Annotated in this window: 18 protein-coding genes and 1 tRNA gene; 7 read left to right on the top strand and 12 right to left on the bottom strand. The window is 60.1% G+C overall.

The genetic code is table 11. The features are described 5' to 3' along the window. Positions 1-205: 205 nt before the first annotated feature. Genes RRF64_RS09765 through RRF64_RS09755 form a run of 3 tightly spaced genes read left to right on the top strand, consistent with a single transcriptional unit; the run spans position 206 to position 4345 of the window. The gene (locus RRF64_RS09765; protein WP_323845699.1) at positions 206-892 is read left to right on the top strand and encodes an ABC transporter ATP-binding protein; all 687 of its coding nucleotides are present in this window, start codon (positions 206-208) and stop codon (positions 890-892) included. Next, on the top strand, positions 868-3270 hold the full coding sequence (locus RRF64_RS09760; protein WP_323845698.1) for an ABC transporter permease: 2403 nt from the start codon (positions 868-870) through the stop codon (positions 3268-3270). The genes RRF64_RS09765 and RRF64_RS09760 overlap by 25 nt, the downstream gene beginning before the upstream one ends. Then, on the top strand, positions 3263-4345 hold the full coding sequence (locus RRF64_RS09755; RefSeq protein WP_323845697.1) for a lipocalin-like domain-containing protein: 1083 nt from the start codon (positions 3263-3265) through the stop codon (positions 4343-4345). The genes RRF64_RS09760 and RRF64_RS09755 overlap by 8 nt, the downstream gene beginning before the upstream one ends. 182 nt (positions 4346-4527) lie before the next feature. On the opposite strand, the gene dsr1 is transcribed toward RRF64_RS09755, so the two are convergent. The 5 genes from dsr1 to RRF64_RS09730 all read right to left on the bottom strand — a co-directional run bounded on the left by dsr1 (position 4528) and on the right by RRF64_RS09730 (position 10121). Further along, positions 4528-8361 carry an anti-phage defense-associated sirtuin Dsr1 gene (gene dsr1 / locus RRF64_RS09750; RefSeq protein WP_323845696.1) on the bottom strand — a complete coding sequence of 1278 codons (3834 nt, stop codon included), beginning with the start codon at positions 8359-8361 and terminating at the stop codon, positions 4528-4530. Positions 8362-8718: 357 nt separating this feature from the next. Further along, positions 8719-8865: a hypothetical protein gene (locus tag RRF64_RS09745; RefSeq protein ID WP_323845695.1), complete on the bottom strand. Its 147-nt coding sequence runs from the start codon at positions 8863-8865 to the stop codon at positions 8719-8721. 51 nt (positions 8866-8916) lie between these two features. Next, complete coding sequence (locus RRF64_RS09740) at positions 8917-9126, bottom strand: hypothetical protein (RefSeq protein ID WP_323845694.1); 210 nt, start codon at positions 9124-9126, stop codon at positions 8917-8919. Positions 9127-9229: 103 nt separating this feature from the next. Continuing rightward, the gene (locus tag RRF64_RS09735) at positions 9230-9808 is read right to left on the bottom strand and encodes a hypothetical protein (RefSeq protein ID WP_323845692.1); all 579 of its coding nucleotides are present in this window, start codon (positions 9806-9808) and stop codon (positions 9230-9232) included. Between the two features lie 64 nt (positions 9809-9872). Beyond that, entirely contained in the window at positions 9873-10121 is a 249-nt protein-coding gene (locus tag RRF64_RS09730) for a hypothetical protein (protein WP_323845691.1), read from the bottom strand. 707 nt (positions 10122-10828) lie between these two features. Between RRF64_RS09730 and RRF64_RS09725 the strand changes: the two genes are divergently transcribed. Then, positions 10829-13393, top strand: a complete 2565-nt coding sequence (locus tag RRF64_RS09725; protein ID WP_323845690.1) for an arylsulfatase — start codon at positions 10829-10831, stop codon at positions 13391-13393. Between the two features lie 190 nt (positions 13394-13583). Here the strand turns inward: RRF64_RS09725 and RRF64_RS09720 are convergent. The 7 genes from RRF64_RS09720 to rpsU form a co-directional block, all read right to left on the bottom strand. Continuing rightward, positions 13584-13660 (bottom strand) — tRNA-Ile (locus tag RRF64_RS09720). Between the two features lie 84 nt (positions 13661-13744). Then, positions 13745-14815, bottom strand: a complete 1071-nt coding sequence (locus RRF64_RS09715) for an autotransporter outer membrane beta-barrel domain-containing protein (RefSeq protein ID WP_323845689.1) — start codon at positions 14813-14815, stop codon at positions 13745-13747. A 204-nt stretch (positions 14816-15019) separates the two neighbouring features. Beyond that, the gene (locus RRF64_RS09710; RefSeq protein ID WP_323845688.1) at positions 15020-15409 is read right to left on the bottom strand and encodes a diacylglycerol kinase; all 390 of its coding nucleotides are present in this window, start codon (positions 15407-15409) and stop codon (positions 15020-15022) included. A 120-nt stretch (positions 15410-15529) separates the two neighbouring features. Then, the gene (rpoD, locus tag RRF64_RS09705; protein WP_323845687.1) at positions 15530-17404 is read right to left on the bottom strand and encodes an RNA polymerase sigma factor RpoD; all 1875 of its coding nucleotides are present in this window, start codon (positions 17402-17404) and stop codon (positions 15530-15532) included. Positions 17405-17597: 193 nt separating this feature from the next. After that, positions 17598-19565 (bottom strand): DNA primase, encoded by a 1968-nt coding sequence (gene dnaG, locus RRF64_RS09700; protein WP_323845686.1) that lies wholly within the window; start codon positions 19563-19565, stop codon positions 17598-17600. Between the two features lie 36 nt (positions 19566-19601). Beyond that, the gene (locus RRF64_RS09695) at positions 19602-20048 is read right to left on the bottom strand and encodes a GatB/YqeY domain-containing protein (RefSeq protein ID WP_323845685.1); all 447 of its coding nucleotides are present in this window, start codon (positions 20046-20048) and stop codon (positions 19602-19604) included. Positions 20049-20243: 195 nt separating this feature from the next. Continuing rightward, a complete protein-coding gene (rpsU, locus tag RRF64_RS09690; RefSeq protein WP_020411530.1) occupies positions 20244-20459 on the bottom strand; it encodes a 30S ribosomal protein S21 in 216 nt (71 codons plus the stop codon). A gap of 319 nt (positions 20460-20778) precedes the next feature. Here rpsU and tsaD point away from each other — a divergent pair, with 319 nt between their 5' ends. Genes tsaD through folK form a run of 3 tightly spaced genes read left to right on the top strand, consistent with a single transcriptional unit; the run spans position 20779 to position 22703 of the window. Then, a complete protein-coding gene (gene tsaD / locus RRF64_RS09685) occupies positions 20779-21813 on the top strand; it encodes a tRNA (adenosine(37)-N6)-threonylcarbamoyltransferase complex transferase subunit TsaD (RefSeq protein ID WP_323845684.1) in 1035 nt (344 codons plus the stop codon). A gap of 3 nt (positions 21814-21816) precedes the next feature. Next, on the top strand, positions 21817-22203 hold the full coding sequence (gene folB, locus RRF64_RS09680; protein ID WP_323845683.1) for a dihydroneopterin aldolase: 387 nt from the start codon (positions 21817-21819) through the stop codon (positions 22201-22203). A gap of 2 nt (positions 22204-22205) precedes the next feature. Further along, positions 22206-22703 carry a 2-amino-4-hydroxy-6-hydroxymethyldihydropteridine diphosphokinase gene (folK, locus tag RRF64_RS09675; protein ID WP_323845682.1) on the top strand — a complete coding sequence of 166 codons (498 nt, stop codon included), beginning with the start codon at positions 22206-22208 and terminating at the stop codon, positions 22701-22703. Positions 22704-22712: the final 9 nt, after the last annotated feature.

Below are 22712 nucleotides of genomic sequence, written 5' to 3'. Positions count from 1 at the left end.
TTTTGGGCGCTGAATCGAACCTGCAAGGATTCTGGCAATTGTGGTGGATAGACAGTGCAAGCTTACTCCGACAATGATCTGGCCGCCTCCCGTTTGTGGCATAGCCGGGAGCTGAAGCCGCAATCCGGCCTGGCTCTATACTGTGGCAGCCAGTAACTGGCGGCCTGTCACTTTCAACCGGGGACCGATCCGAAGCGATGGAGCCATGAACGATGTCCTGATACAGGCGCGGGATCTCTGTATGTCCTACCGCACCGGCCGCGAGCGGATCGGCGTGCTGCGGGGATTGTCGCTCGAGCTGCGGCGCGGCGAGGCGGTGGCCGTTATCGGACCCTCGGGCTCCGGCAAGAGCACGCTGCTGAATCTGCTCAACGGCCTGCTGCGCCCCGACAGCGGTCAGCTGCGCGTGTTCGGCCGCGAGCAGGCCGAACTGGGCGAGGGCGACTGGGCCGCATTGCGCCGCACCCGTATCGCGACCCTGTTTCAGGACGGCAATCTGATCCCGACGCTGACGGTGGCCCGCAATATTGCCTTTCGCGCCGGGCTCGCCGGCCTGGAACAGCACGGCGGCCAGGCTCTGCTCGAACGCCTGGATATTGCCGACACCGCACAGCGCTATCCCGATCAGATTTCCGGCGGTCAGCGGCAGCGGGCCGCGCTGGCCTGCGCCTTCGCCATGCAGCCGGAACTGATGCTGGCCGACGAACCCACCGGCAGTCTCGATCAGACGACTGCCCAGCGCGCGATACCGCTGTTCTTCGACGCCATCCGCGAGCGGGCGCTCGGCGCCCTGATCGTCACCCACAACCCGGAGCTGGCCCGGCGCTGCGACCGGATCCTGGAACTGCGGCAGGGAGCCCTGAGCCCATGGGACTCGGCAGTGTCTTCCTGAGCCATTACCGCCGCCATCCGGGTCAGCTGGCCGGCTTGCTGCTGATCCTGATCTGTGCGGCGATGCTCTGGAGCGGGGTCCGCTCACTGACTGGCCGGGCTGAGCATGCCGTCGAGCAGTCCAGGGCCGCGCTGGAACCGCGCCTGAGCGTGGTGCGCGTCGATGGCCGCCCCGTCGACGTGGCGGATTTCGCCCGCCTGCGCCGGGCGGGCCTCTGTGTATCGCCCCGGCTGCAGGTGAGCTTCCCGCTTGCCGATACGCCGGACGTTGTCGGTATAGATCCGTTCACTGCCGGTTGCCTGCGCCAGTACAGCGTCGGCACCGGCGTCGGCATCAGCGTCGTCGATGAACTGCTGGCCGGGCTTGACCGGCCAACGCTGCTCGGCGCTGCCGCGGACCTGGCGCGCTGGCAACAGCTGTCGCTGCCCGGCAGCGGCGATTACCGGCTCGACGCAGTCGAGGGCCTGCCGTCGGGACTGCTGCTGTCAGACATTTCAGTAGCCGCCGGACTGGCATCGGTCGGACGCGCCACGCTCGAGATTCTGCTGCCGGCAGCCGAGCTCGACAGATTGCCGCTGCCTGAAGGCTACAAAGCCCGGATCGAGGATTACGGCGTCGAACCGGATCCGCTGGTGGAAGCCTTCCTGTTTAATCTCAATGCGTTGGGGGCGCTGGCACTGCTGGTGGCGGCGCTGCTGGTGCGCAGTGTCTATCGTTTTGCGCTGGAGCAGCGGCGGCGCACGCTCGAGATTCTGGTGCGGCTCGGTGTGCGGCCCGCGCGGCTGCGGCTGGCGCTGGTCGCGGAGGTATTGCTGCTGGCGCTGGCCGGCGCCAGCCTCGGCGTCCTGTTCGGCGAATGGCTGGCGGCGGCCATGGCCGACGGATTCCGGGGCACCCTCAGCGGACTCTTCGGTATGGACACCCTGGCGCAGCGCCCGCCCGCGGCAGCAACCTGGCTGGGCGTGCTGCTGATCCTGGCGCTGGTCGTCGGCTGGGCCTGCGTCGATCTGCTGTTGCTGCGTCGATCTGCGCAGCCGGCCGCGACACAGATGGGCGAGCGGCGCTGGCGGGCAGCGCTGATCGCGATGCTGTTTCTAATGCTGGCGTCGCTGGCCGTGCTGCTGGCGGCGGAAAAACTCTGGCTGATATTCCTCGCCACCGCTGGCTGTCTGGTCGGCGCCGGCCTGCTGCTGCCCGCGTTGCTCAATCTGCTGCTGGCGCGGGCGGAGCGCCGCTGCCGGGATCAATTATCGGGCAGCGGCGCCCCGCTATTGGAGTGGTCCTGCGCCGAAATGCGCGCGCTGTGCCGGCTGCAGCAGCTGCCGCTGACGGCACTGGCGTTCGCGATCGCAGCGGTGATCGGCGTGCAGGCGATGGTCGCCGGGTTCGAGGCAACCTTCGCTCGCTGGCTCGACCAGCGCCTGCGGGGCGATCTCTACCTCGATCCCGGTCGCCCCCTGGTGGAGAGCGCGGCCGATGAGTGGGGCGGACGGCTGCAGGCTCTGCCCGGGGTGACGGCGGTACTGCCGATGGTGCGCGGCCGCGGCCTGCTCGGCGGGCTGCCGGTCGATGTAATGGCGCTCGATCCGGCCTCGCCGCTGGTGCGCGGCTGGCCCTTCCTCGCCGCCGCGCCCGATCCCTGGCCGGCGCTGGCGGCGCGGGGCGTGCTGATCAACGAGCAGCTGGCCCGGCGCCAGTCGCTGGCGCTGGGTGACCAGGTCCGCTTCCGCCTCGGCACCGAGCCGCAGGCGCGCGAAGTGATCGGCATCTACGCCGACTACGGCCGCCCCGAGGGCGAGCTTATCGTGCCGGTCGCGACCTTGCCGGACGCACTGCCCGGGCGCTACACGACCTTTGTGCTCGGGTTGAACGGGGCCGGCGGCATCGACTGGCAGGACTGGCCCGAGCAATACCCGTGGCTGGCCGGCAGCCGCCTGCGGGATCAGGCGGGACTGAAGCGCGCGGCCAACGCCGCCTTTGCGCGTACATTTCAGATGACCCGGCTGCTGAACGGCCTGACGCTGGCCCTCGCCGGCACGGCACTGGCGCTGATGGGCTTGGTGATTTTCCGCATACGCCAGCGCAGCTATACATTGCTGCATGTCTATGGCGTGCCGCGGCGGCGACTGCGCCGGCGATTGATCGCCCACAGCATGCTGATTACCGGCTTGCTCGGACTGTTGGCGACCCCGCTAGGGATTTTCCTCGGCTGGGTGCTGGTGGCGCGGGTCAATCCGGCGGCCTTTGGCTGGGCCCTGCCACTGCAACTCTACCCCGGCTTCTGGCTGCAGGTCTGGCTGGCCTGCCTGCTGATCGGCGGCTTTGTCGGCGCGCTGATGCGCGACCCGGTGCGACTGGAGACGCTGAAGAATGAATAGCGCGGGGCGGCTACTTCTGCTGCTTGTGCTGCTGCTGAGCGGCTGCGAACAACCCGCCGACCGTGAGGCGTCCCTAACCGCGCTGCGCGAGTCGCCGGAAGGTTTCACGCAGGCGGCGCCGGGCATGACCGTCAGCCTGCCGGAGGGTATGGGGGCGCACCGGGATTTCCGTCTCGAGTGGTGGTACCTGACCGCCAACCTGCGCAGCAGCGACGGCGAGCGCTTCGGCGTGCAGTGGACGCTGTTCCGCATCGGTCTGCGGCCTGGGCCCTATCAATATGGAGCGCAGGACAAGGAACCGGGCTGGCGCCGCGACGAAATCTGGCTGGCCCACGCGGCGCTGAGCCGTCCCGGCGATCACCGCTTCGCGGCCCGCAGCGCCCGGGGCGGCACCGGCCAGGCCGGCGTAACAGCGCAGCCATTCACGGCCTGGATCGATCACTGGCAGCTCGATAGCCATGAGGAGGGCCGCTGGTCGCTGGCCGTGGAGGGCGACGACTTCGCCTACCGGCTGCAACTGCAGCCGCGCCTCCCCGCGGTGCTGCACGGCGAGCGCGGCTTCAGCGCCAAATCCGCCAGCGGCGGCGGCTCCATGTATTTCAGCTACCCGCTGCTGGCGATCGACGGCGAGGTGACAGTCGACGGCCGGCGTTTCGAGGTAAGCGGGCAGGGCTGGTTCGACCGGGAGTGGAGCAGCCAATACCTGCAGCCCGATCAAGAGGGCTGGGATTGGTTGGCACTGCACCTGGACGACGGCCGCCACCTGATGCTGTTCCGCATCCGCGGCGCCGAACCCTATTTCACCGGCACCCTCGTCGCCGCCGACGGCAGCGCCCGAAGCCTCGGCGCCGATGACTTCAGCCTGCAGCCGCGCGAATACCGCGACAGCCGCTTTGGTAAAGTGCCGGTGGTCTGGCAGCTGCAATTGCCCGCGGCCGGGCTGGATCTGGATATCCGCTCCTGGCCTGGCGATTATTGGAATCCGGGGCGTTTGCGCTATTGGGAGGGGCCGGTCGGCGTCAGCGGTAGTCACGCTGGTGAAGGCTATCTAGAGATGACTGGGTATGGAGGCTGACAAGAGAATGGCGCTTGGTCAATTGAACTTGGCTCCTAACTTATTGATATGTTTAGAGCTTTTTGTTCAATGGCGGTGCTGGTGCCCCCAAATGTGCCCCCAAGTGTTCACGGCTGTAGATATTTTCAGGAATCGAAATTGGCTGGAGGGCCAGCCAATGACGATTTCCAACGACGAATTTGTTAGAGGCTACGCCGTCGTGAGTATTCAACAAGCTTCTTGAGCCGGACATCCTGTTTAAGGCTTGGCATGTTCTCTTCAATCGCGTCCAAACACTTAATCAAGTCACTTGAAGCCCACGGCTGGTCATCAATAAGAGCATCTAAAAATTTCAAGGCGTCCTCAGGGAAACGTTTCGGTAAGCCAGATTCTTCCATAAGATGGACGACGTAATCGGGATGCTCAATGGGGCAGAGCCAGTCGTATATTGCCTTAAGTGCTGATGGGAACTCACCTCTCGATGCTATAGCCAATCTCGATAGACTTTCTGCAATGCTGTTTGAAGCAAGATTACTTGATTTTGGCCAAATATTCTGCCAGAAGGGTTGGATGCGATTTTTCCAGTATTCTTCACGTTGTTCTTCTGCGCTTTCAAGTGCGTGCAAGAGTGCGTGTGCAATTTCATTTAGGCCTTCTTGGGGCAGCGCTCCAACTGCCAACTGAAAATCTGCCATGCTGTAACCCTCGAGATTGGTCAAAGCCACAAAGGTCAAGAAAGCGGCAAATTGACGGCGATGCTCACCTAAGTCTTCATAGTGATGGGCTGTTTCGATGAACTGTGACTTGAATGCCAACAGGAGCGGAGGGTAGATTCGAGGCGACCACAAGAAACCCTCCCAAGATCCTTTTGCTTCGATTGGGCTGTTCTTCCAATCGAATAAAGGTAGCAGGTTCTCTTCCGTCCAGACTCGGTCGACGCGAAACAAAGGGATCAAATGAGATGCTAATATCACTCTGCCAGGTCGAAATCGAACTACATTGCTGTTACATATTTTAGTGAAAAATGGCTCGATATTAGCGGGCAGACTATCGTTATCGCTTGGTTGTTGATTGAGCCATAAATTCAGTAACCCTTGGGTAATGCGGCCGATTGGATTGTTAATGGCACTGAAAACAGGCTGCTTTTCTGCATCTTCATCTTCATCTTCATCTTCATCTTCATCTTCATCTTCATCTTGATCTGGAATCTCCAGTATGCGCTCACACAGATCTAGAAAGATGGGTTCTGGAGCGATGATTGTCTTAGATGAGGCCTCTAGCCACCAAGTAATGCTGTACAGCACCTCCTCAACAATATTTTTGGGCATGGTGTGCACAAGTGGTGCTGCATATCTCCATGAGCGTTTCACTTTGCCTTTATCACTCCAAGCTTGGAGAGCTGTTCTCCAGCGATCTTCAGGCCAAGTTCCCTCTTGGGCTAGATCGCAGAGCGCAAAAAGGCTGTTTAGCAAGTGAGTGCTGCACGTTTCTCGCCATGTGTCCTCATAGAACACCTCGTCTTTCGGCAAGGGTTGTTTCAGCCATGTTACTAAATCCTTGCGTTTGGACGGCGCGATATCGACTTTGCGACGGCTTTCAAAATCCGGAGAGCCTGTACCGCTAGTCCATCGTAGGAATTCTTCTCGCTCATGCAGCTCAAAGCGCCAGTCAGGATATTTTTGTTTGGCGGCGGTGAGCCAAGTGTGAGCTTTTACTCCGAGAGGAAGTCCAGATGCCTCAAGTTTGGCAAGTCGGATCCAAGTAGCGTGCCTCCGAAGGTTTTTCCATTTGTTTGGCTCGATCTCGTCTTCGAACACTGCGCGTGGAGGACCCTTCAGGATGGCCATTTCCAAACATTTTTGGGTGTTTGGAGAGAGAGGGTTGCCCTGTAGTACTAAGAGGCGCATGACTTCTCGGTGAAACTCAGGCAGCCATATCGTATCGTCTGCTAACAACCAATTGGCCCATTCTTCGGGCTTTATGCTGTCCTCCTGGCTGGCAGCAAAAAGAGCGAGCCGCTTAAAGGTTGGGTATGGAATTTGGAACCAGTTCTGTGCAATTCGAGTTGCACGTGCTGAGTTGACACGGCGAACTTCCAGCCATGCATCACGCAGAAGCTCAATGAGCACTACCCACTCACGAAATCCTCGATTCTGCCAATGAGGGCTGATTGATGATAAGTCCCAGAAAGAACGATCATTTTGAGCATTTGCTTCGCCTAGTTCAGAAAGTAAATCTAGCGCGTCAAGCAGGAGTTTCTGAAAGTCATCAATAAGTTTCGGAAGTGAATCTCTCCAGTATTTGTCATCTTGATTCCGGAGTATGGAGCGCGGATGGCCTGACGCCAATACAAGCTCCCAATCTACCAATTGTCTCAGTCGCTGAGGAGTTTCAACTTCATCATCGATGCCTGGCCAAACATGACGCTCGTCGAGAGAAATTCTTGGTGATAATAGTTTTCGAAGCTCTAGCCTTAGACTGGTAGATAAGCCATCCCGCTTTAGCCTAGATCTCCATTCGTAGAGGTTGCTACTGCTCACCGGTGACTTTATCAGGCCAGTCAACATCAACCGCCAAAGTGTTTCCATTAGGGGGGTCGGGATCGCGTTGGGGGCGTTAGCTCGAATTTCGTCTAGTTCATCAGCTCTTTCCTCGCTTTTTAGCTGTGCGAAAAAGGTTAGCTTTTCTTGTATAAGCCAATGCCAGCGCTCGTTTAATTTACCACCATTTTTGGATAGCCAAATTATTAGTTTGGGATCATTTAGGTGACGGACGAGCCAGCGTGCAAGCTGAAACATGACGTCGTCCCATCGAGTGCTAGTATTTTCCCGTGATGATAGCGACATCCATTCTGTAAGGCTGTAAGGAGCTGGGCGGCGAATCAGGCTGAAGCGAAGCTTTGCATCCACTTTAGATCGTGGAGGTACTCCGAAGCGGACTAAGTCACTATGCTGGTACCGGTCTTCAAAAAAGGTTTCTAGCCATGCCAGTGGTGGTGCGGGGTTGAAGTCAGCGAAACGTCTTGCCGGTAAACCAGACTCATCTGATAAAGCCCAGATCATACGGCCAACAAAATTATCTTGTTTTGTGCTGTTTGATGGGTGCGCCAGTGCCTGATTGATTACTATGCGTTCTTTTCCAAGGGTATGATCACGATAAACCGCAGACCAGGATTTCAGTGTGTTATGTAGCGCAGAATGGTCGTGTGTGCCTTGCGGAACTTCATAGAGTATGGGGTTTACACCCTTGGCAGCCCATTCAATTTTTTGGCTTTGCTCCTGTCCAGGTTTGTAGTCTCCAAATGCATAAGCCTCTGGAGTTACTTCGCCTAACATGCGATCAGCTGCCAAGGCATCCATCATGTAGCGTAGAACTGGATCATTAATACTATAACCCACGAAGCAAACTACATAGTTGCGGAATAGCTCGCTAATGAATCGCGAGGCCCATCGCTCGGTGAGATAAGCCAGACCGAAATCACCGCTTGTGAGTACTAGTCGATGAAGGGCAGTGTCATCATCATTTTTTTGTAGAAGGCCGTGTAAGTAAACCAATCCATCCCAGCGGCTATTTTTTGGGATAGGTAGCATAGGTGCAGCAAAGACAGTATGAGGCTGCTTGGTGCGCCTCGCTACGTACTCAAATACACGATCAAAGTTTGTTGTTACCATCCGCAGAATGCCTTCACGATTGCGTGCCAGGTGTAGCAGTGCGGCATGAGTGTCCGTGGCACCTATTCTGCGAAGTTTGGGTTTTAGTGCGGTTGCTAGTGCGTTGCGCACGGTTAAGCGCTGACCAGAAATGCGTCTCTCGAGAAGATCTAATGTGGCGTCAAACTGGCCCCGTGAGTAGGCTTCCTTTTCAATATCTGATAGTTTTGTGCCGACCAAACTATAAATCTTATCGACAAGTCCTTTAAATCCCGGCAGTCCTGCCGGGTAGGATATGCCAGCACCGCAAAAGAATACTACGCGTCCTTCCTCGTGGGCTTGGAGTAGTGCGTCAGGTATATCTGGTCCATCAGGTACAAACTGCATACTCTATTTTTCTTCCGGCTAAAGAGGTATTTGTTTTTTTGTCACAATAATGATTCTAACGCCTTGCCTCAGTGCTGGCTATTAAGATGCTAATTCATAACTCTGTAAGCTGTACGAAAGTGCCAAGTTCGCTGAGGTGACCTGGTCAATCTAGAGTTCGTCCAGAAAATCGAGGTTATTACCCAATGTTCACCTCGTTTAATAGTTGGGGTCAGAGCAAAGTTTTGACGCCGTTAATAACTGCTTGATCCGGGTAAAGAATTCATGCTGTCAGACGAAGGCTGTTTCAGGTAGCCCTGTGATATGAGTCGTCGCATCGAACGGAACTTGCCGAATGCGGCTCCTCGTTTCGTCAACCTACCAGAATTCGACCTCGTCGGGGATGGCGTGAAAATGCGTGCGCACATAGTATTCGGCCAGCGATTCACCCGTCTTGGGGTTCAGGTCCCGTTTTACTGTAAAGAGCTTTTTATAGCTGCGTGGCGCCAGAAAGAAATACAGCATCGCCTGGTCCCAAGTGGTGAGCTTGGCAGAAGGGATATTGCCGCTCTCGGTTTATGTGTGTGACTTGCATTCGATGATCACCTTCTGCTCCTTGCAGCCGAGATCGAACTTGTGCTGTTTCTGATTGAGGTGGCCAATGGGCAGCCAGAAAGGCCGGATAAGCGACGGGTAAGAGGCTGTCAGCAGCGAGTGCACCAGCTCCTCGAAATCCGCGCCGACGGCAGTGTTGCTCAGTGCGTCTCTTCTCTGGTGGTTTGTCATTCCATGCAGCCCCGGTCCTAATAGATGGCGTATTGCCAGGCGTATAGTTGTATTTTTTAGCTGAACTTACGGACTAATAACGTGCGCGCGCTGGGTCGATTTCCTAGGGGGTTACTGCCTGCGCAAATGCGTCTTCCTGTGAGAATCCTTCCATTAGCAGCTCGATGATCAGTTCACGGCTGTCTTGCACTGACTTCGGCAGCGTGGCCTTATGCTCGCGATAGTAGGTGAACATCAGGTCTTTTGCGGCCTTTTTCGAACGCTTTTTCCTGGGCGTTATTTGCTGCTGCACGCCTTCGATATAGAGATCGAATTCAGTGGAAACATTTGACCAGTCACGCGCATACACCTCTTCCCTGGCCTGCACAGGATTGTAGTGTTGGGTGTACCCGGAGCCACACTCGCCGGATCCCTTGTTGATAATCAGGGAGGTCAGGTCGGGGAGTTCTCTTTCATCGGTGAAAAGCCGTACAATATCCAGCCTTCTTCCGGCTGATACCGCGATCGCGTTTTGGACCTCAGGTCTCTCCGGGTATTCCGCTTTGGCCTTATCTACCAGCTCGCCATAAGTCATGCAATGTTTATGCTTGGCGAGGCCGATCAAAATTGGATAGTAAGCCGCCGCCAACTGCACGTCAGTTAGAGTGACATTTTTATAAAGGCCTTCCTTGTTTTTGCTCATATCAACACCTTTTGCCTGTCTCAACCAAGAGCAAAAATCTGCGTGCTCTGCTTCAACGGCATGTTTATTTGGCTTTTCTGGCCCTGATCACGAGAGTGTTTTTAACCGGGTCGATTTCATATTTAACTATTTCAAACGACCACTCATCAAAAGTCATCTCTTTGAGAAAGCTATGAGTGTCTGCCGATAATAGCTTGATGACTTCGTTTGGCCACATGGATTTAGGCGGTATGTATCCATCGTGGTCCAGAAATTTAACCTCAATATTCATCGGGCCTGGGTTCGAAAATAGCGATAGGTATTCGGGGGTCATATTTTGTTCTTTTAAAAATCATGAATTTGCTAGGTTCCAAATAATAGAGGTCCAGAGAGGTGAGAGTAAAGTCATGCGGGCCGATTTACGCACAGTGACAAGCTTCGCTGGAAAAAGCTAAGGGACAAGATGGGATTGCGTTCTCGACTGACGTGAGTGAATCCGAAGGCCAAGTGGATTGGATCAGTTTGGCTGAGGTAAACCGGGCGGGGGAGAGGAAATGGTGGCCTTCCGTCACTTGAAGTTCAGTGCTAACTGATTGATTTATAAGGTTGTGTGGCTGTAATCGGTAGGCGGGTACCCCCGCATGTACCCGCAGTTGTATCCGCTGGGCTGTCCACGTTCTTGGTGATGGTACCGGCCTGTGACTCACTGCTAGTTGTTGTGGGCGGCGTCGGCAGGTCCTGGAAAATGTACTCGCTCACGCTTTATAACTCCAATGCCTTCACTGATAGCTCGCCATGACAGCTCGCCTTCCCCAGACTTACGTGCGCAGCGGCAGCCCTTCGACTTCTGCCGGCATCAGAATCGACACGGCCGCCGGCGTGGCGCGACTCCGGAAGCGGGTGATGTGCCCACACCTCAGATCAAGGTGCTTACGCTGATGACCGCATGATTGCAACGCTATGCGTGTTTACTAGGCTTCAAGGGGGCAGCAACAGCTGTTCGCAGTTTATGAACCGGTAATCAAGCATCGAGGACTGATCATGAAAGTCGTGCCATGGATGGTGGCAGTTGTCGCCTTCGCGGTCGCAATTCCGGGGGTGGCGCAGCAGGTGACTGGCAAGCCCGGTTCACCGAGTGCGACGACGACGATTCCGGGCAACCAGCTGCCCCCACCAGCGCCGAAATTTGGTGGCGTGATCAAGGAGGGCGCCCTGCAATCCACACCCTGGTGGCCGCCGCGGGTGGTGCCGCCCAAGGACGCGCCCAACATCCTGCTGATCATGACCGATGACGCAGGCTTTGCGATCAACAGTGTCTTTGGGGGCGTCATTCCGACCCCGTCGATGGAGCGCATTGCCGAAAGCGGGCTGCGCTACAACCGGATAATGTCCACCGCACTGTGCTCGCCGACACGCGCCGCATTGATTACCGGGCGCAATCATCACTCGGTCGGCTTCGGCGTGATCGCCGAGCAGGCCACCGGCTTTCCCGGCTACGACAGCGTCATCGGCGTGGACAATGCGACGATCGGCCGCATCCTGCGCGACAACGGTTACGCGACCAGCTGGTTTGGCAAGAACCACAATACACCGACCTACCAGGCCAGCCAGGCCGGGCCCTTCACGCAATGGCCTACCGGTATGGGCTTCGATTATTTCTACGGCTTCGTTGGCGGCGATGCCAACCAGTGGGGGCCGAACCTGTTCCGCAACACCACACAGATCTATCCCTTCAGCGAGCACCCCAGCACCCTGAAGATGGACCGCTCTGATCCCAATGCGAAGATCTGGCCGGTCACCGGCCAGGAGTCGTCCTGGAACCTGATTACGGCGATGGCCGATGACGCCATCGACTGGATGACCCGCATCCACCAGACCGACCCGAACCAGCCGATCTTCCTCCACTATGTGCCCGGCTCCTCGCACGCACCGCACCACCCGACGAAGGAGTGGGTGGACAAGATCCACGCCATGCACCTGTTCGACGATGGCTACGAGAAGCTGCGCGAGCGCATTTTCGAGAACCAGAAAAAGCTCGGCGTGATCCCGCCGGACCAGAAGCTGACGCCCTGGCCGAAAGACATACTCCCGCCGTGGGATACGCTCAGCGAAGATGCCAAGAAACTCTACATCCGCCAGGCCGAAGTCTTCGCCGCCTACGTGGCCTACAACGACCACGAGATCGGCAGGGTGATCCAGGCCTTCGAGGACCTGGGCAAGCTCGACAATACCATCGTTATCTATATCAATGGCGACAACGGCACCAGCGCCGAGGGCGGGCCGGAGGGCACCTTCAACGAAGTAGCGTTCTTCAACGACGTGCAACCACCGGTAGACGTACAGATGAAGTACTACGAGGCCTGGGGCACCGAGTTCGCCTATAACCATATGTCTGCGGGCTGGTCCTGGGCCTTCGACACGCCGTTTGACTGGTTCAAGCAGAACGCCTCCCGGCTCGGCGGTGTCAACCAGAACATGGTCATTTCCTGGCCGAAGGGCATCAAGGACAAGGGTGGCCTGCGCGAGCAGTTCATGCATGTTATCGACGTCGTGCCCACCCTGCTGGAAGTTACCGGCATCCCCGCGCCCGAATACGTGGACGGCATCAAACAGAATCCCATCGAGGGCACCAGCTTCGCCTACACCTTCGACGCCAAGAACGCCAAGGCAGAATCGCGCCACAAGACCCAGTACTTCGAGATGATGGGCCAGTGGGCGCTGTATCACGAGGGCTGGCTGCTGAGCACCAAGGTCAACCGGGCGCCGTGGCAGGCCTTTGGCGAGGCCAATGCGGACCCGCTCAACAATCAGACGTTTCAGCTCTACAACCTGAACGAGAGTTGGAACCAGTCCGAGGACATCGCTGCCAAGCACCCGGACAAGGTCAAGCAAATGCGGGAAATGTTCGTCGAGGAGGCCAAAAAATATCAGGTGTTCCCGCTCAGCGCGTCGGTGGCGGCCAGGGTGGCAGCCGCGCGCCCGAGCCTCACTGCCGGCCGCTCCGAGCTGGTCTACACCAGACCGATGACCGGAACTCCGCAGGGTGATGCACCGTTCTTGCTCAATACCTCCTACACCCTCACGGCGGACATCACTGTGCCGGAAGGCGGCGCCGAGGGCATGATCGCGACCTCCGGCGGGCGCTTCGCGGGCTGGGGTTTCTACCTGCTGGAAGGCAAGCCGGTGTTCAACTGGAACCTGCTCAACCTCGAGTGGGTGAAATGGGAAGCACCGCAGGCGCTCGCCCCGGGTCAGCACACCATCGAGTTCGACTTCAAATACGACGGCCTTGGCCTGGGCACCATTGAGTACAACAGCTTCGCCGGTGTCGGCAAGGGCGGTACCGGCACGCTGAAAATAGACGGAAAGGTGGTCGCCACGAAGCGGATGGAGAAGACGATCCCGATTATCCTGCAATGGGACGAGAGCTTTGATATCGGCTCCGACACGATCACCGGCATCGACGATACCGACTATCTGCCACCTTTCCCGCTGACGGCGAAATTGAACAGGCTGACGATCAAGATCGACCGTCCGCAGTTGTCACCGCAGGACATCAAGAAACTGGAAGCGGGTATGAACAAGGCCGCCCTCGGCATTCAATAGCGACGTTGGAACAATCGGGGACAAAGTAAGGATTCGGCGCCCCATGACGCTTTGCAGTTCCGCTAAATAAAATTAATTATTTTCCGACAAATGGCACTGGAGATTCAGTGTCGATAATCGACTGGGGATTAGCTTTAGAGAGTCGATTGGATACACGCACCGTAGAGCGCATAGCGGCTAGAGGAGAAGATGGTGGGCCCTCCGGGACTTGAACCCAGGACCTGCCGATTATGAGTCGGATGCTCTAACCAACTGAGCTAAGGGCCCACACAGTTGCCTGCATATAGGTCGCAGGCGGTTGGGCAAAGTACTCGATTTTCCCTTGTAAATCAACGCCTTTTCCCCGGCGGGCTACCAGGCGAAGGCGAAGCCCAGGTTGGCGCCGGCTGCCTCCCAGTCCAGGTCGTCGACCGAGCGCTGGTAGCTGACATTGATATAGGCGCCGCCCCAGTCGCGCTGCAGCAGCACCAGGCCGCCACCGATTTCCGCCCAGGTCGAGCCGCGGTCGTTTTCCAGGTAGAGGCGGTTGTCGAACTGCAGTTCATCGTGGCCGTCGAGGGTGTGCCAGAGGTTGCCGAACAGGTAGTACTGGTTGTCGCCCTCGCGATTGTAGCCGCGCAGGCCCGCGCGAAACGTGAGCTCCGGCGTTACGTCCGGCTCCACGCGGGAGAAGCCGTCCTGATATTCATTGAAGTTGGTGTAGTTGGCGATCAGCTGCAATTGCGGCTCGAGGTTGAGCCGCGCACCCGCCTGAAAGGTCAGCCCCTGTTCGATGGAAATGCTGAGCTGCGGGCCGTAGATGCGATCGCCGATGTCGCGGCTGGAACGGCTGTCCAGTTCCACGTAGGCGACCTTGGTCACCACATCCAGATAACTCTGATTGATCCGGTAGTCGGTAAAGTAGCCGCCGATATAGTGGCTCTCCAGCTCGTTGCGGCCGGCATCGAAATTTCTGATGCCGCGGACGAAGCCGTTGACGTCGCCCGCGGCGCGGCTGCTGCCGACAAACAGCCCCATCTCCTGGGAGCCGCGGCAGCTGGGGCCGGCGTAGATGTTGCCGCCCAGCTGGAATCCGCCCAGGTGGCCATCGAAGCGGCTGTAGACATCGCCCTCCCAGTCCAGGTCGCCACTTTGGTAGTAGAGGCGCAGCCAGCCGTTGTTTGCACCCTCGCTCCAGAAGCGCTGCTCTCCGCGCCGCTTGTGATAGCTGCCGAGCTCGGTCAGCGACAGGTATTGGGCCAGGGATTTGGCCTGGGCGTAGAGGGGAATTTCCGGGCGATACAGTGAAGCGGGTTCTGCGCCGTCGCAGACCGCGCCGCTGTCGCTGCAAGCGGCGAAGAGCGACTGGGGGGTGGCAAAAGCGGCGGCCAACAGCAGGCCGGCACAGTGGCGCAGTATGTCCTTTGCGCGCGAACAAGACATAAACCTTCCCTGGTTTATTGGTGGGATTCTTTTAGAGCAAAAAGTCTAGATGAGCCGCGTGCGGATGCCGGCGGCAGAAGAAAATTTAGGGGACTGGGGGGCGCAGTCGCACTCGCAGTCAGTGAGAGCGGGTCATGCGGGCCGCGGGGGCCGGCATGTATGGTCAATCGCCTGCAGGGCAGGCTCCCACTGGGGGCGGGGCGGTCAGGCGATCCAGCGCGGCAGCAGAATGGTGCCCCAGGTGAACAGCCACAGCAGCAGCGCGAGGGATACCGCGGCGGAGCCAGTGTCCTTGGCGATTTTCGACAGCGGGTGTTTCTCCGGACCTATGCGGTCGATGGCCGCTTCCACCGCGCTGTTCAGCAGCTCGACGATCATCACCAGCAGGGTGGCGCCAATCAGGATGGCGCGCTCCAGGCCACTCTCGCCGAGCCACAGCGCCAGCGGGATCAGGAATATGGCCAGCGTCACCTCCTGGCGGAAGGCGGCCTCGTTGCGCCAGGTGGCGAGCAGGCCGTGCCAGGAGTAGTAGGTGGCGTCGATCAGTCGGGAGAGTCCGGTCTTGCCCGGCTTGTTGATGAATTCTTCTTGCATGGTGGTTTTCTTTCGGCGCATCTTCGCTGCCGGCAAACAGTGACATCGATCTGCCGGCTGTCATCGTCTTGTCACAAAAACATAAAAAAGCCCGGCGGGGCCGGGCTTTTAGTTTAGCGCTTATTCGTCGAGGAAGCTGCGCAGATGTTCAGAGCGGGACGGGTGGCGCAACTTGCGCAGCGCCTTGGCCTCGATCTGACGGATCCGCTCGCGGGTCACGTCGAACTGCTTGCCCACTTCTTCCAGCGTGTGGTCGGTGTTCATGTCGATACCGAAACGCATACGCAGGACCTTGGCTTCGCGCGCGGTCAGGCCGGACAGTACGGCGCGGGTGGCGTCGTGCAGGCCGGTCTGGGTGGCGGTGTCGATCGGGGACGCCTGGTTCTGGTCCTCGATGAAGTCGCCCAGATGCGAGTCCTCGTCGTCGCCGATCGGAGTTTCCATCGAGATGGGCTCCTTGGCGATCTTCAGCACCTTGCGCACCTTGTCTTCCGGCATGTCCATGCGCTCGCCCAGCTCTTCCGGCGTCGGCTCGCGGCCCATCTCCTGCAGCATCTGGCGGCTGATGCGATTGAGCTTGTTGATGGTCTCAATCATGTGCACCGGGATGCGGATGGTGCGCGCCTGGTCCGCGATGGAGCGGGTGATCGCCTGGCGAATCCACCAGGTGGCGTAGGTGGAGAACTTGTAGCCGCGGCGGTATTCGAACTTGTCCACCGCCTTCATCAGGCCGATGTTGCCCTCCTGGATCAGGTCCAGGAACTGCAGGCCGCGGTTGGTGTACTTCTTGGCGATGGAGATCACCAGGCGCAGGTTGGCCTCGACCATCTCCTTCTTGGCGCGGCGGGAGCGCGCCTCGCCGATGGACATGCGGCGGTTGATCTCCTTGATCTGGCCGATGTCCAGCTGGGCGCGATCCTGGCACTGGGCCAGCTTGCGCTGCGCGCGAATGATGTCTTCCGCCACCTGGCGCAGGGCATCGGAGTAGTCGCGCTTCTTCTTGATGATGCTCGGGATCCAGTCCTCGTTGACCTCGTTACCCGGGAATTCCTTGATAAAGGTCTTGCGCGGCATCTTCGCTTTCTTGATGCACAGATTCATGATGACGCGCTCCTGCTCACGCACGTCGTCGAGAATGTTGCGCACCTCGTTGTACAGCGGATCGAACTGGCGCGGTGCCAGCTTGAAGTAGCGGAAGATCTCGCCCACGGCTTCCATGGCCTCACCGGCCTGCTTGGAGTCGCGGCCGCTCTTCTTGATCGCGGCATCGGCTTTCTTCTGCGCGGCGACCAGCTGCCTCATGCGTTCGGCCAGCTCTTCCGGGTCGATGCCGCCGGCGGTCTCTTCCTCTTCTGTCGAGGAGGAGTCATCCTCGTCATCGTCGCTGTCGGAATCGCTGTCGTCGCTGTTGCTGGAGTCGGTGCTGCTGCTGGTGTCGTCCTGACCCGCCTGCGCACCCGGGGGCACGTCTTCGGCCGGGTCGAGCCAGCCGGCGACCACATCGGCGATGCGGCGCTCGTCCTTTTCGATCAGGTCGTATTCGTCGATCACGTGCTGTACGGCGCCGGGCCAGTAGGCGAGGGCGGCCATCAGTTCGCGCAGGCCCTCTTCGATACGCTTGGCAATGGCGATCTCGCCCTCGCGCGTGAGCAGCTCGACGGTGCCCATCTCGCGCATATACATGCGTACCGGGTCGGTGGTGCGGCCCACGTCGGATTCCACCGCGGCCAGGGCGGCGGCGGCTTCGGCGGCGGCGATCTCGTCAGCGGAGCTGTCGCCCTCGGCCATCAACAACTCTTCGGCATCCGGTGCGCTCTCGAACACCTTGATACCCATGTCGTTGATCATGCCAATGATGTCTTCCACCTGATCGGGATCGGAGATGTCCTCCGGCAGGTGGTCGTTTACTTCTGCATAGGTCAGATAGCCCTGCTCTTTACCGCGGGCGATCAGTTCCTTGATGCGCGAAGTCTGCTGTTGGGTTTTGTCGGTCATGCACAACCCTGAAAAGTAAGGAGAAAATACGGGACAAAGACGCGGGATTATAGCTTATTTGCGATAGCAATAACCACTCTGGCTGTCAAGTTGAGCCGGGGTGCGATGTGTGGTGTGCTGGGATCCCGATCCCGTCCGGGGATGAATCAATATGGTGCTGGGCCCAGGAATTTCAAGGCCCGCGCACCGGTGGTCACTCGTCCTTTCGCTGCCAGTTGGCCAGCAGCGCGCGCTGTTCCGGGCTCAGCGGCCCGTTGCTGCCCTTGAGCTGCTGCAGCAAGTCACGGTTGCGCTGTTTCCTGGCCGCCTGGTCGAGGCGCTGTAGGCAATCAGCGAGTTCGGCCTGGGGGTCGTAGTCCATCTGCGGACCCAGGTTGCCTGCGATCGGGTGGCTGGAGGACAGCCTGGTGAGGATCTCCAGCGATTCCCTGTCCCTGTGGGCCATCCAGTGGCCGAAAAACTGATTGCGGTTGCAGCCCGGTCGCTGGTGCATCACGTCCAGCACCTCGCCGAACAGCTGCAGGTCCGGGTGGCCGCTCTCGCGAAACCGGCGGCTGTCCTCAATCTGTTCCGCCAGCTGCGGGTGGTGCAGCAGCAGGGCGATCAGCTTGCGCTCGGTCGGCAGGCGGTACTGGCCGCTGCGGCGCGATGCGGCCGCCGGCGGCGGCAGCCGGTCGCCGGTGTCGGGCGCGTAGGCTTCCGCCGGCGGAAAATCGACGGGAGGCTCATCTGCGGCGGCGGGTGCAGCGGGCAGCGGGCGCGACTCGCGCGGACTCTGGGGTTGTGGTGTCGGTTGCGCCGCCCGCGCGCGGGCCTTTTCCGCGCTGATCACCTCCTGCAGGGTTTCCCGGTCCAGACCGGTGCGCGCCGCCAGCTGCTGGAACATCAGCTGCCGGTAGACGCCGGCGGGCAGCAGGTCGAGCAGCGGCGCGGCCAGTTTCGACAGGCGCGCGCGGCCGTCCATGGTCTGCAGGTTGATGCCCTCGCCGAGCAGGTCGAACAGGAAGTCCTCGAGCGGCCGCGCCTGCTCGTCGAGCAGTTGCCGGAAGCGCTCGCCGCCCACCTGGCGCACCAGGGTGTCGGGGTCCTCGCCCTCGGGCAGCAGCAGGAAGCGCAGGCTGCGGCCGTCCTGCATCTGCGGCAGGGCCGACTCCAGTGCGCGCCGGGCGGCTGCGCGGCCGGCCTGGTCGCCGTCGAAACAGAACACCAGTTCCGCCGTGTGGCGGAACGCCAGTTGAATATGCTCTTCGCCGCAGGCGGTGCCGAGGGTGGCCACGGCGCAGCGGATGCCGAACTGCGCCAGCGCCACCACGTCCATATAGCCCTCCACCACGATCAGCCGCTCGAGCGAGCGGTTGGCCTGGCGCGCCTCCCACAGGCCGTAGAGTTCGCGGCTCTTGTGGAAGATCGGCGTCTCCGGGGAGTTCAGGTATTTGGGCTTCTCGTCCCCCAGCACCCGCCCGCCGAAGGCGATGGCGCGGCCGCGCTGGTCGCGGATCGGGAACATGATGCGGTTGCGGAAACGGTCGTAGTGGTGGCGCTGCCCGGGCGCCGTCTTGGCAAAAGAATTGCCGTCGCTGTCCTGGCGGCGGATGGCGAGTCCGGCCTGCTCCAGCAGGTCGGCCTTCTGCGGTGTGTCACCCAGTTCGCTGAGCAGGTTGTCCCAGCCCGGCGGCGCCAGGCCGATGCCGAAGTCCCGCGCTATCTCGCCGGACAGGCCGCGGTTGCGCAGGTAGGCGATAGCGTGGCCGGCCGTACTATGAGAGCGCAGCTGGCTGCGGTAGTAGTCGGCCGCCTTCTCGGTCAGCTGGTAGAGCGACTGGCTCTCCTGGCGGCGCCGCTCCTGGCCCGGGGCCAGCTGCTCGCGCGGTACTTCCAGACCCAAACTCCCGGCCAGCTTCTCCACCGCCTCGGGAAAGCCGAGGCGGTCGTACTCCATCAGGAAGCCGACGGCATTGCCGTTGGCGCCGCAGCCGAAGCAGTAGTAGAACTGCTTGTCCGGACTTACCGTGAAGGATGGTGTTTTTTCATCGTGAAACGGGCAGCAGGCGGAATAGTTTTTTCCGGTCTTACGCAGTTTGACCCGGCTGTCCACCAGCTCGACGATATCCGCCCGCGCGAGCAGGTCGTCGATAAAGTGCTGGGGTATCTTGCCGGCCATAGAATCCTGCTGCTGTGTGGGTCGGGAAGCCGGTGATTAACCGAGCTGCGCCTTCACCAGTTTGCTGACCACGCCCATGTCGGCGCGGCCCTGCACCTGTGGTTTCACCTGGGCCATGACTTTGCCCATCTCCGCCATGCCGCTGGCGCCGGTGTCCTTGACCGCGGCGATGACGATCTCGGCGATCTCGTCTTCGGACAGCTGTTCCGGCAGGAATTCCTGGATCACGTCGATCTCCGCCCGCTCGATCGCCGCCAGCTCGGCGCGGCCGGCTTTCTCGTACTGGGTGATGGAGTCGCGGCGCTGCTTGGTCATCTTGTCCAGCAGGGCGAGGATGCGGGCGTCGTCCAGCTCGATGCGCTCGTCCACCTCCACGCGCTTGATCTCGGCGTTGATCAGGCGCAGGGTCGCCAGTCGCTCTTTGGCGCGGGCCTTCATTGCGTCTTTGGTCGCTTGAGCCAGGGTGTCCTTGAGGGTGCTCATAGTCAGTGATCCGGAGTTTGCGTGGTTATCGATTCGGGCCCGTAAGGATAGCGCGTCTGCCACGGGCGGAAAATGCGGCGGGGGAAACGAAAAACGGCGCGCGAGTCGGACTCGCACGCCGTCTTGAACTGTCCGCTGCGGGGCTGGCCCCGCCCGGCGACCTCACTGAGGCAGACTTGATGCTGCCTGCAGTTCTTAGTAGAGGCGCTGGAACTTGCGGTTTTCGCGCTGCAGCTTCTTGGCGTGACGCTTAACAGCGGCAGCGGCCTTGCGCTTGCGAACGGCAGTCGGCTTCTCGTAGAACTCGCGACGACGTACTTCGGACAGTACGCCGGCCTTTTCGCAGGAGCGCTTGAAGCGGCGCAGGGCGATATCGAAAGGTTCGTTGTCTTTGATTCGTACTGAGGGCATTAGGATACCTGTAAAATTCGTTTCTCTCGGCCATTCCGGCAATGCTCTCGCAGTTGCTTCCGGTGGCCGGTTCACAGCGAGGGCGCAAATTCTAAACACTCGCCTACGGGATCGCAAGGCCTTTTGCCTTCTTGTTATGCGGGGCCATCCGGGGCCTCTCATAACAGTCGCACCGGCAAATCTGGCGCAAAAAGGCGGTTTTGCCGGATTTGCGTTGCTCGCGCCGTCCCTCGGCGCCGGCGGCGGTGCATCCCTGCACCGCTACTAGCCTTTCGAGTATGATAGCGACCCCTCGAAGTAGTCACGAGTATGAGACCAAGTGCGCGTTCTGGGTATTGAAACCTCCTGCGATGAAACCGGCGTCGCCATCTACGACACCGAAGCCGGTCTGCTCGGTCACGCCCTGTACAGCCAGGTGGACCTGCACGCCGATTACGGCGGCGTGGTGCCGGAGCTGGCCAGCCGCGACCATGTGCGCAAGCTGCTGCCACTGGTGCGCCAGGTGATGCGCAAGACGGATACCCGGCCGACGGATCTGGACGGCATCGCCTATACCGCCGGCCCGGGGCTGGTGGGCGCGCTGATGGTGGGCGCCTGCGCCGGGCGCGCACTGGCCTATGCCTGGGGGATTCCCGCGGTGGCCATCCACCATATGGAGGGCCATCTGCTGGCGCCGATGCTGGAGGAGAAGCCGCCGGCCTTCCCGTTCGTCGCGCTGCTGGTGTCCGGCGGCCACACTCAGCTGGTGGATGTGCGCGGTCTCGGCGAGTATGAATTGATGGGCGAATCCCTCGACGACGCCGCCGGCGAGGCCTTCGACAAGGCGGCCAAGATGCTGGACCTGGATTACCCCGGCGGGCCGCGCCTGGCGGCGCTGGCGGAGAAGGGCGATCCACAGCGCTTCACTTTTCCGCGGCCGATGACCGACCGGCCGGGTCTGGATTTCAGCTTTTCCGGCCTGAAGACCTATACATTGACGACCGTGCGCGAGCACGCACTGGCTGACGGGCTGCCGGACGAGCAGACCTGTGCCGATATCGCCGCGGCCTTCCAGGAGGCGGTGGTCGATACGCTGGTGATCAAGTGCCGCCGCGCGATCAAGGCCTCCGGACACAAGACGCTGGTGGTGGCGGGTGGGGTTTCCGCCAACAAGCTGCTGCGCGCGCGGCTGGAGGCAAAACTGAGGGAGGACGGCGCCAGCGCCTACTACCCGCGCCACGAATTCTGCACCGACAACGGCGCCATGATCGCCTACGCCGGCAGCCTGCGCCTGCAGGCCGGCGAGCGCGCGGATCTGGCAATAGAAGTGCGGCCGCGCTGGCCGATGGTGGAACTGAAGGGGAGTCTCAACTGACCCATGGATATCGTTTATATACGGGATCTGAAGGTGGATACCATCATCGGCATCTACGACTGGGAGCGCGAAGTGCGCCAGACGGTGAGCCTGGATCTGGAGATGGCCTTCGATATCAGTGAGGCTGCGCGTACCGACAATATCGAGCACACCCTCAATTACAAGGCGGTGGCCAAGCGCCTGATCGCGTTTATCGAGGGCAGTGAATTCCTGCTGGTGGAAACCATGGCGGAGCAGGCCGCGGCCATAGTCCGTGACGAATTCAATGTGTCCTGGCTGCGCCTGCGCCTGTCCAAGCCCGGCGCCGTGCGCGGCTCGCGCGATGTCGGCGTGATCATCGAGCGCGGTGGCAGGCCGGCCAGTGGCGCCGCGGCCTTTTCCGGAGGCTGACCGTGGCGCAGGTATTCCTCAGTCTCGGCAGCAATATCGATCGCGAGCGGCATATCCGCGCCGGACTCGATGCGCTGGCGCAGCAGTTCGGCGAGCTGCAGGTTTCCCGCGTCTTTGAAAGCGTGGCCGTGGGTTTCGATGGCGACAACTTCTACAACTTGGTGGTGGGCATTCACACCGACCTGCCAGTTGGCCAGCTGGCCCTGCGCCTGCGCGAGATAGAGGATGCCAACGGCCGCCTGCGCGCCGGCCCCAAATTCAGCGCCCGCACCCTGGATATCGATATCCTGACCTATGACGACCTGACCGGTACCGTCGACGGCGTAAAGCTGCCGCGGGGAGAGATCCTCAGGAACGCGTTTGTGCTGCTGCCGCTGGCGGAGCTGGCGCCGGAAGTCGTTCATCCGGTGGAGGGAAAGACTTACCGGCAGTTGTGGGATGGGTACGATCAGGCATCGCAAAAGCTGTGGCCGGTCGATTTTGACTGGCCGGGACAATAGCGGCGCCGT

Origin of the sequence: Microbulbifer magnicolonia (genome assembly GCF_035117725.1) — a bacterium.
In the GTDB taxonomy this organism is placed as follows: domain Bacteria; phylum Pseudomonadota; class Gammaproteobacteria; order Pseudomonadales; family Cellvibrionaceae; genus Microbulbifer; species Microbulbifer magnicolonia.
This window is presented reverse-complemented; position numbering and strand designations above follow the sequence as displayed.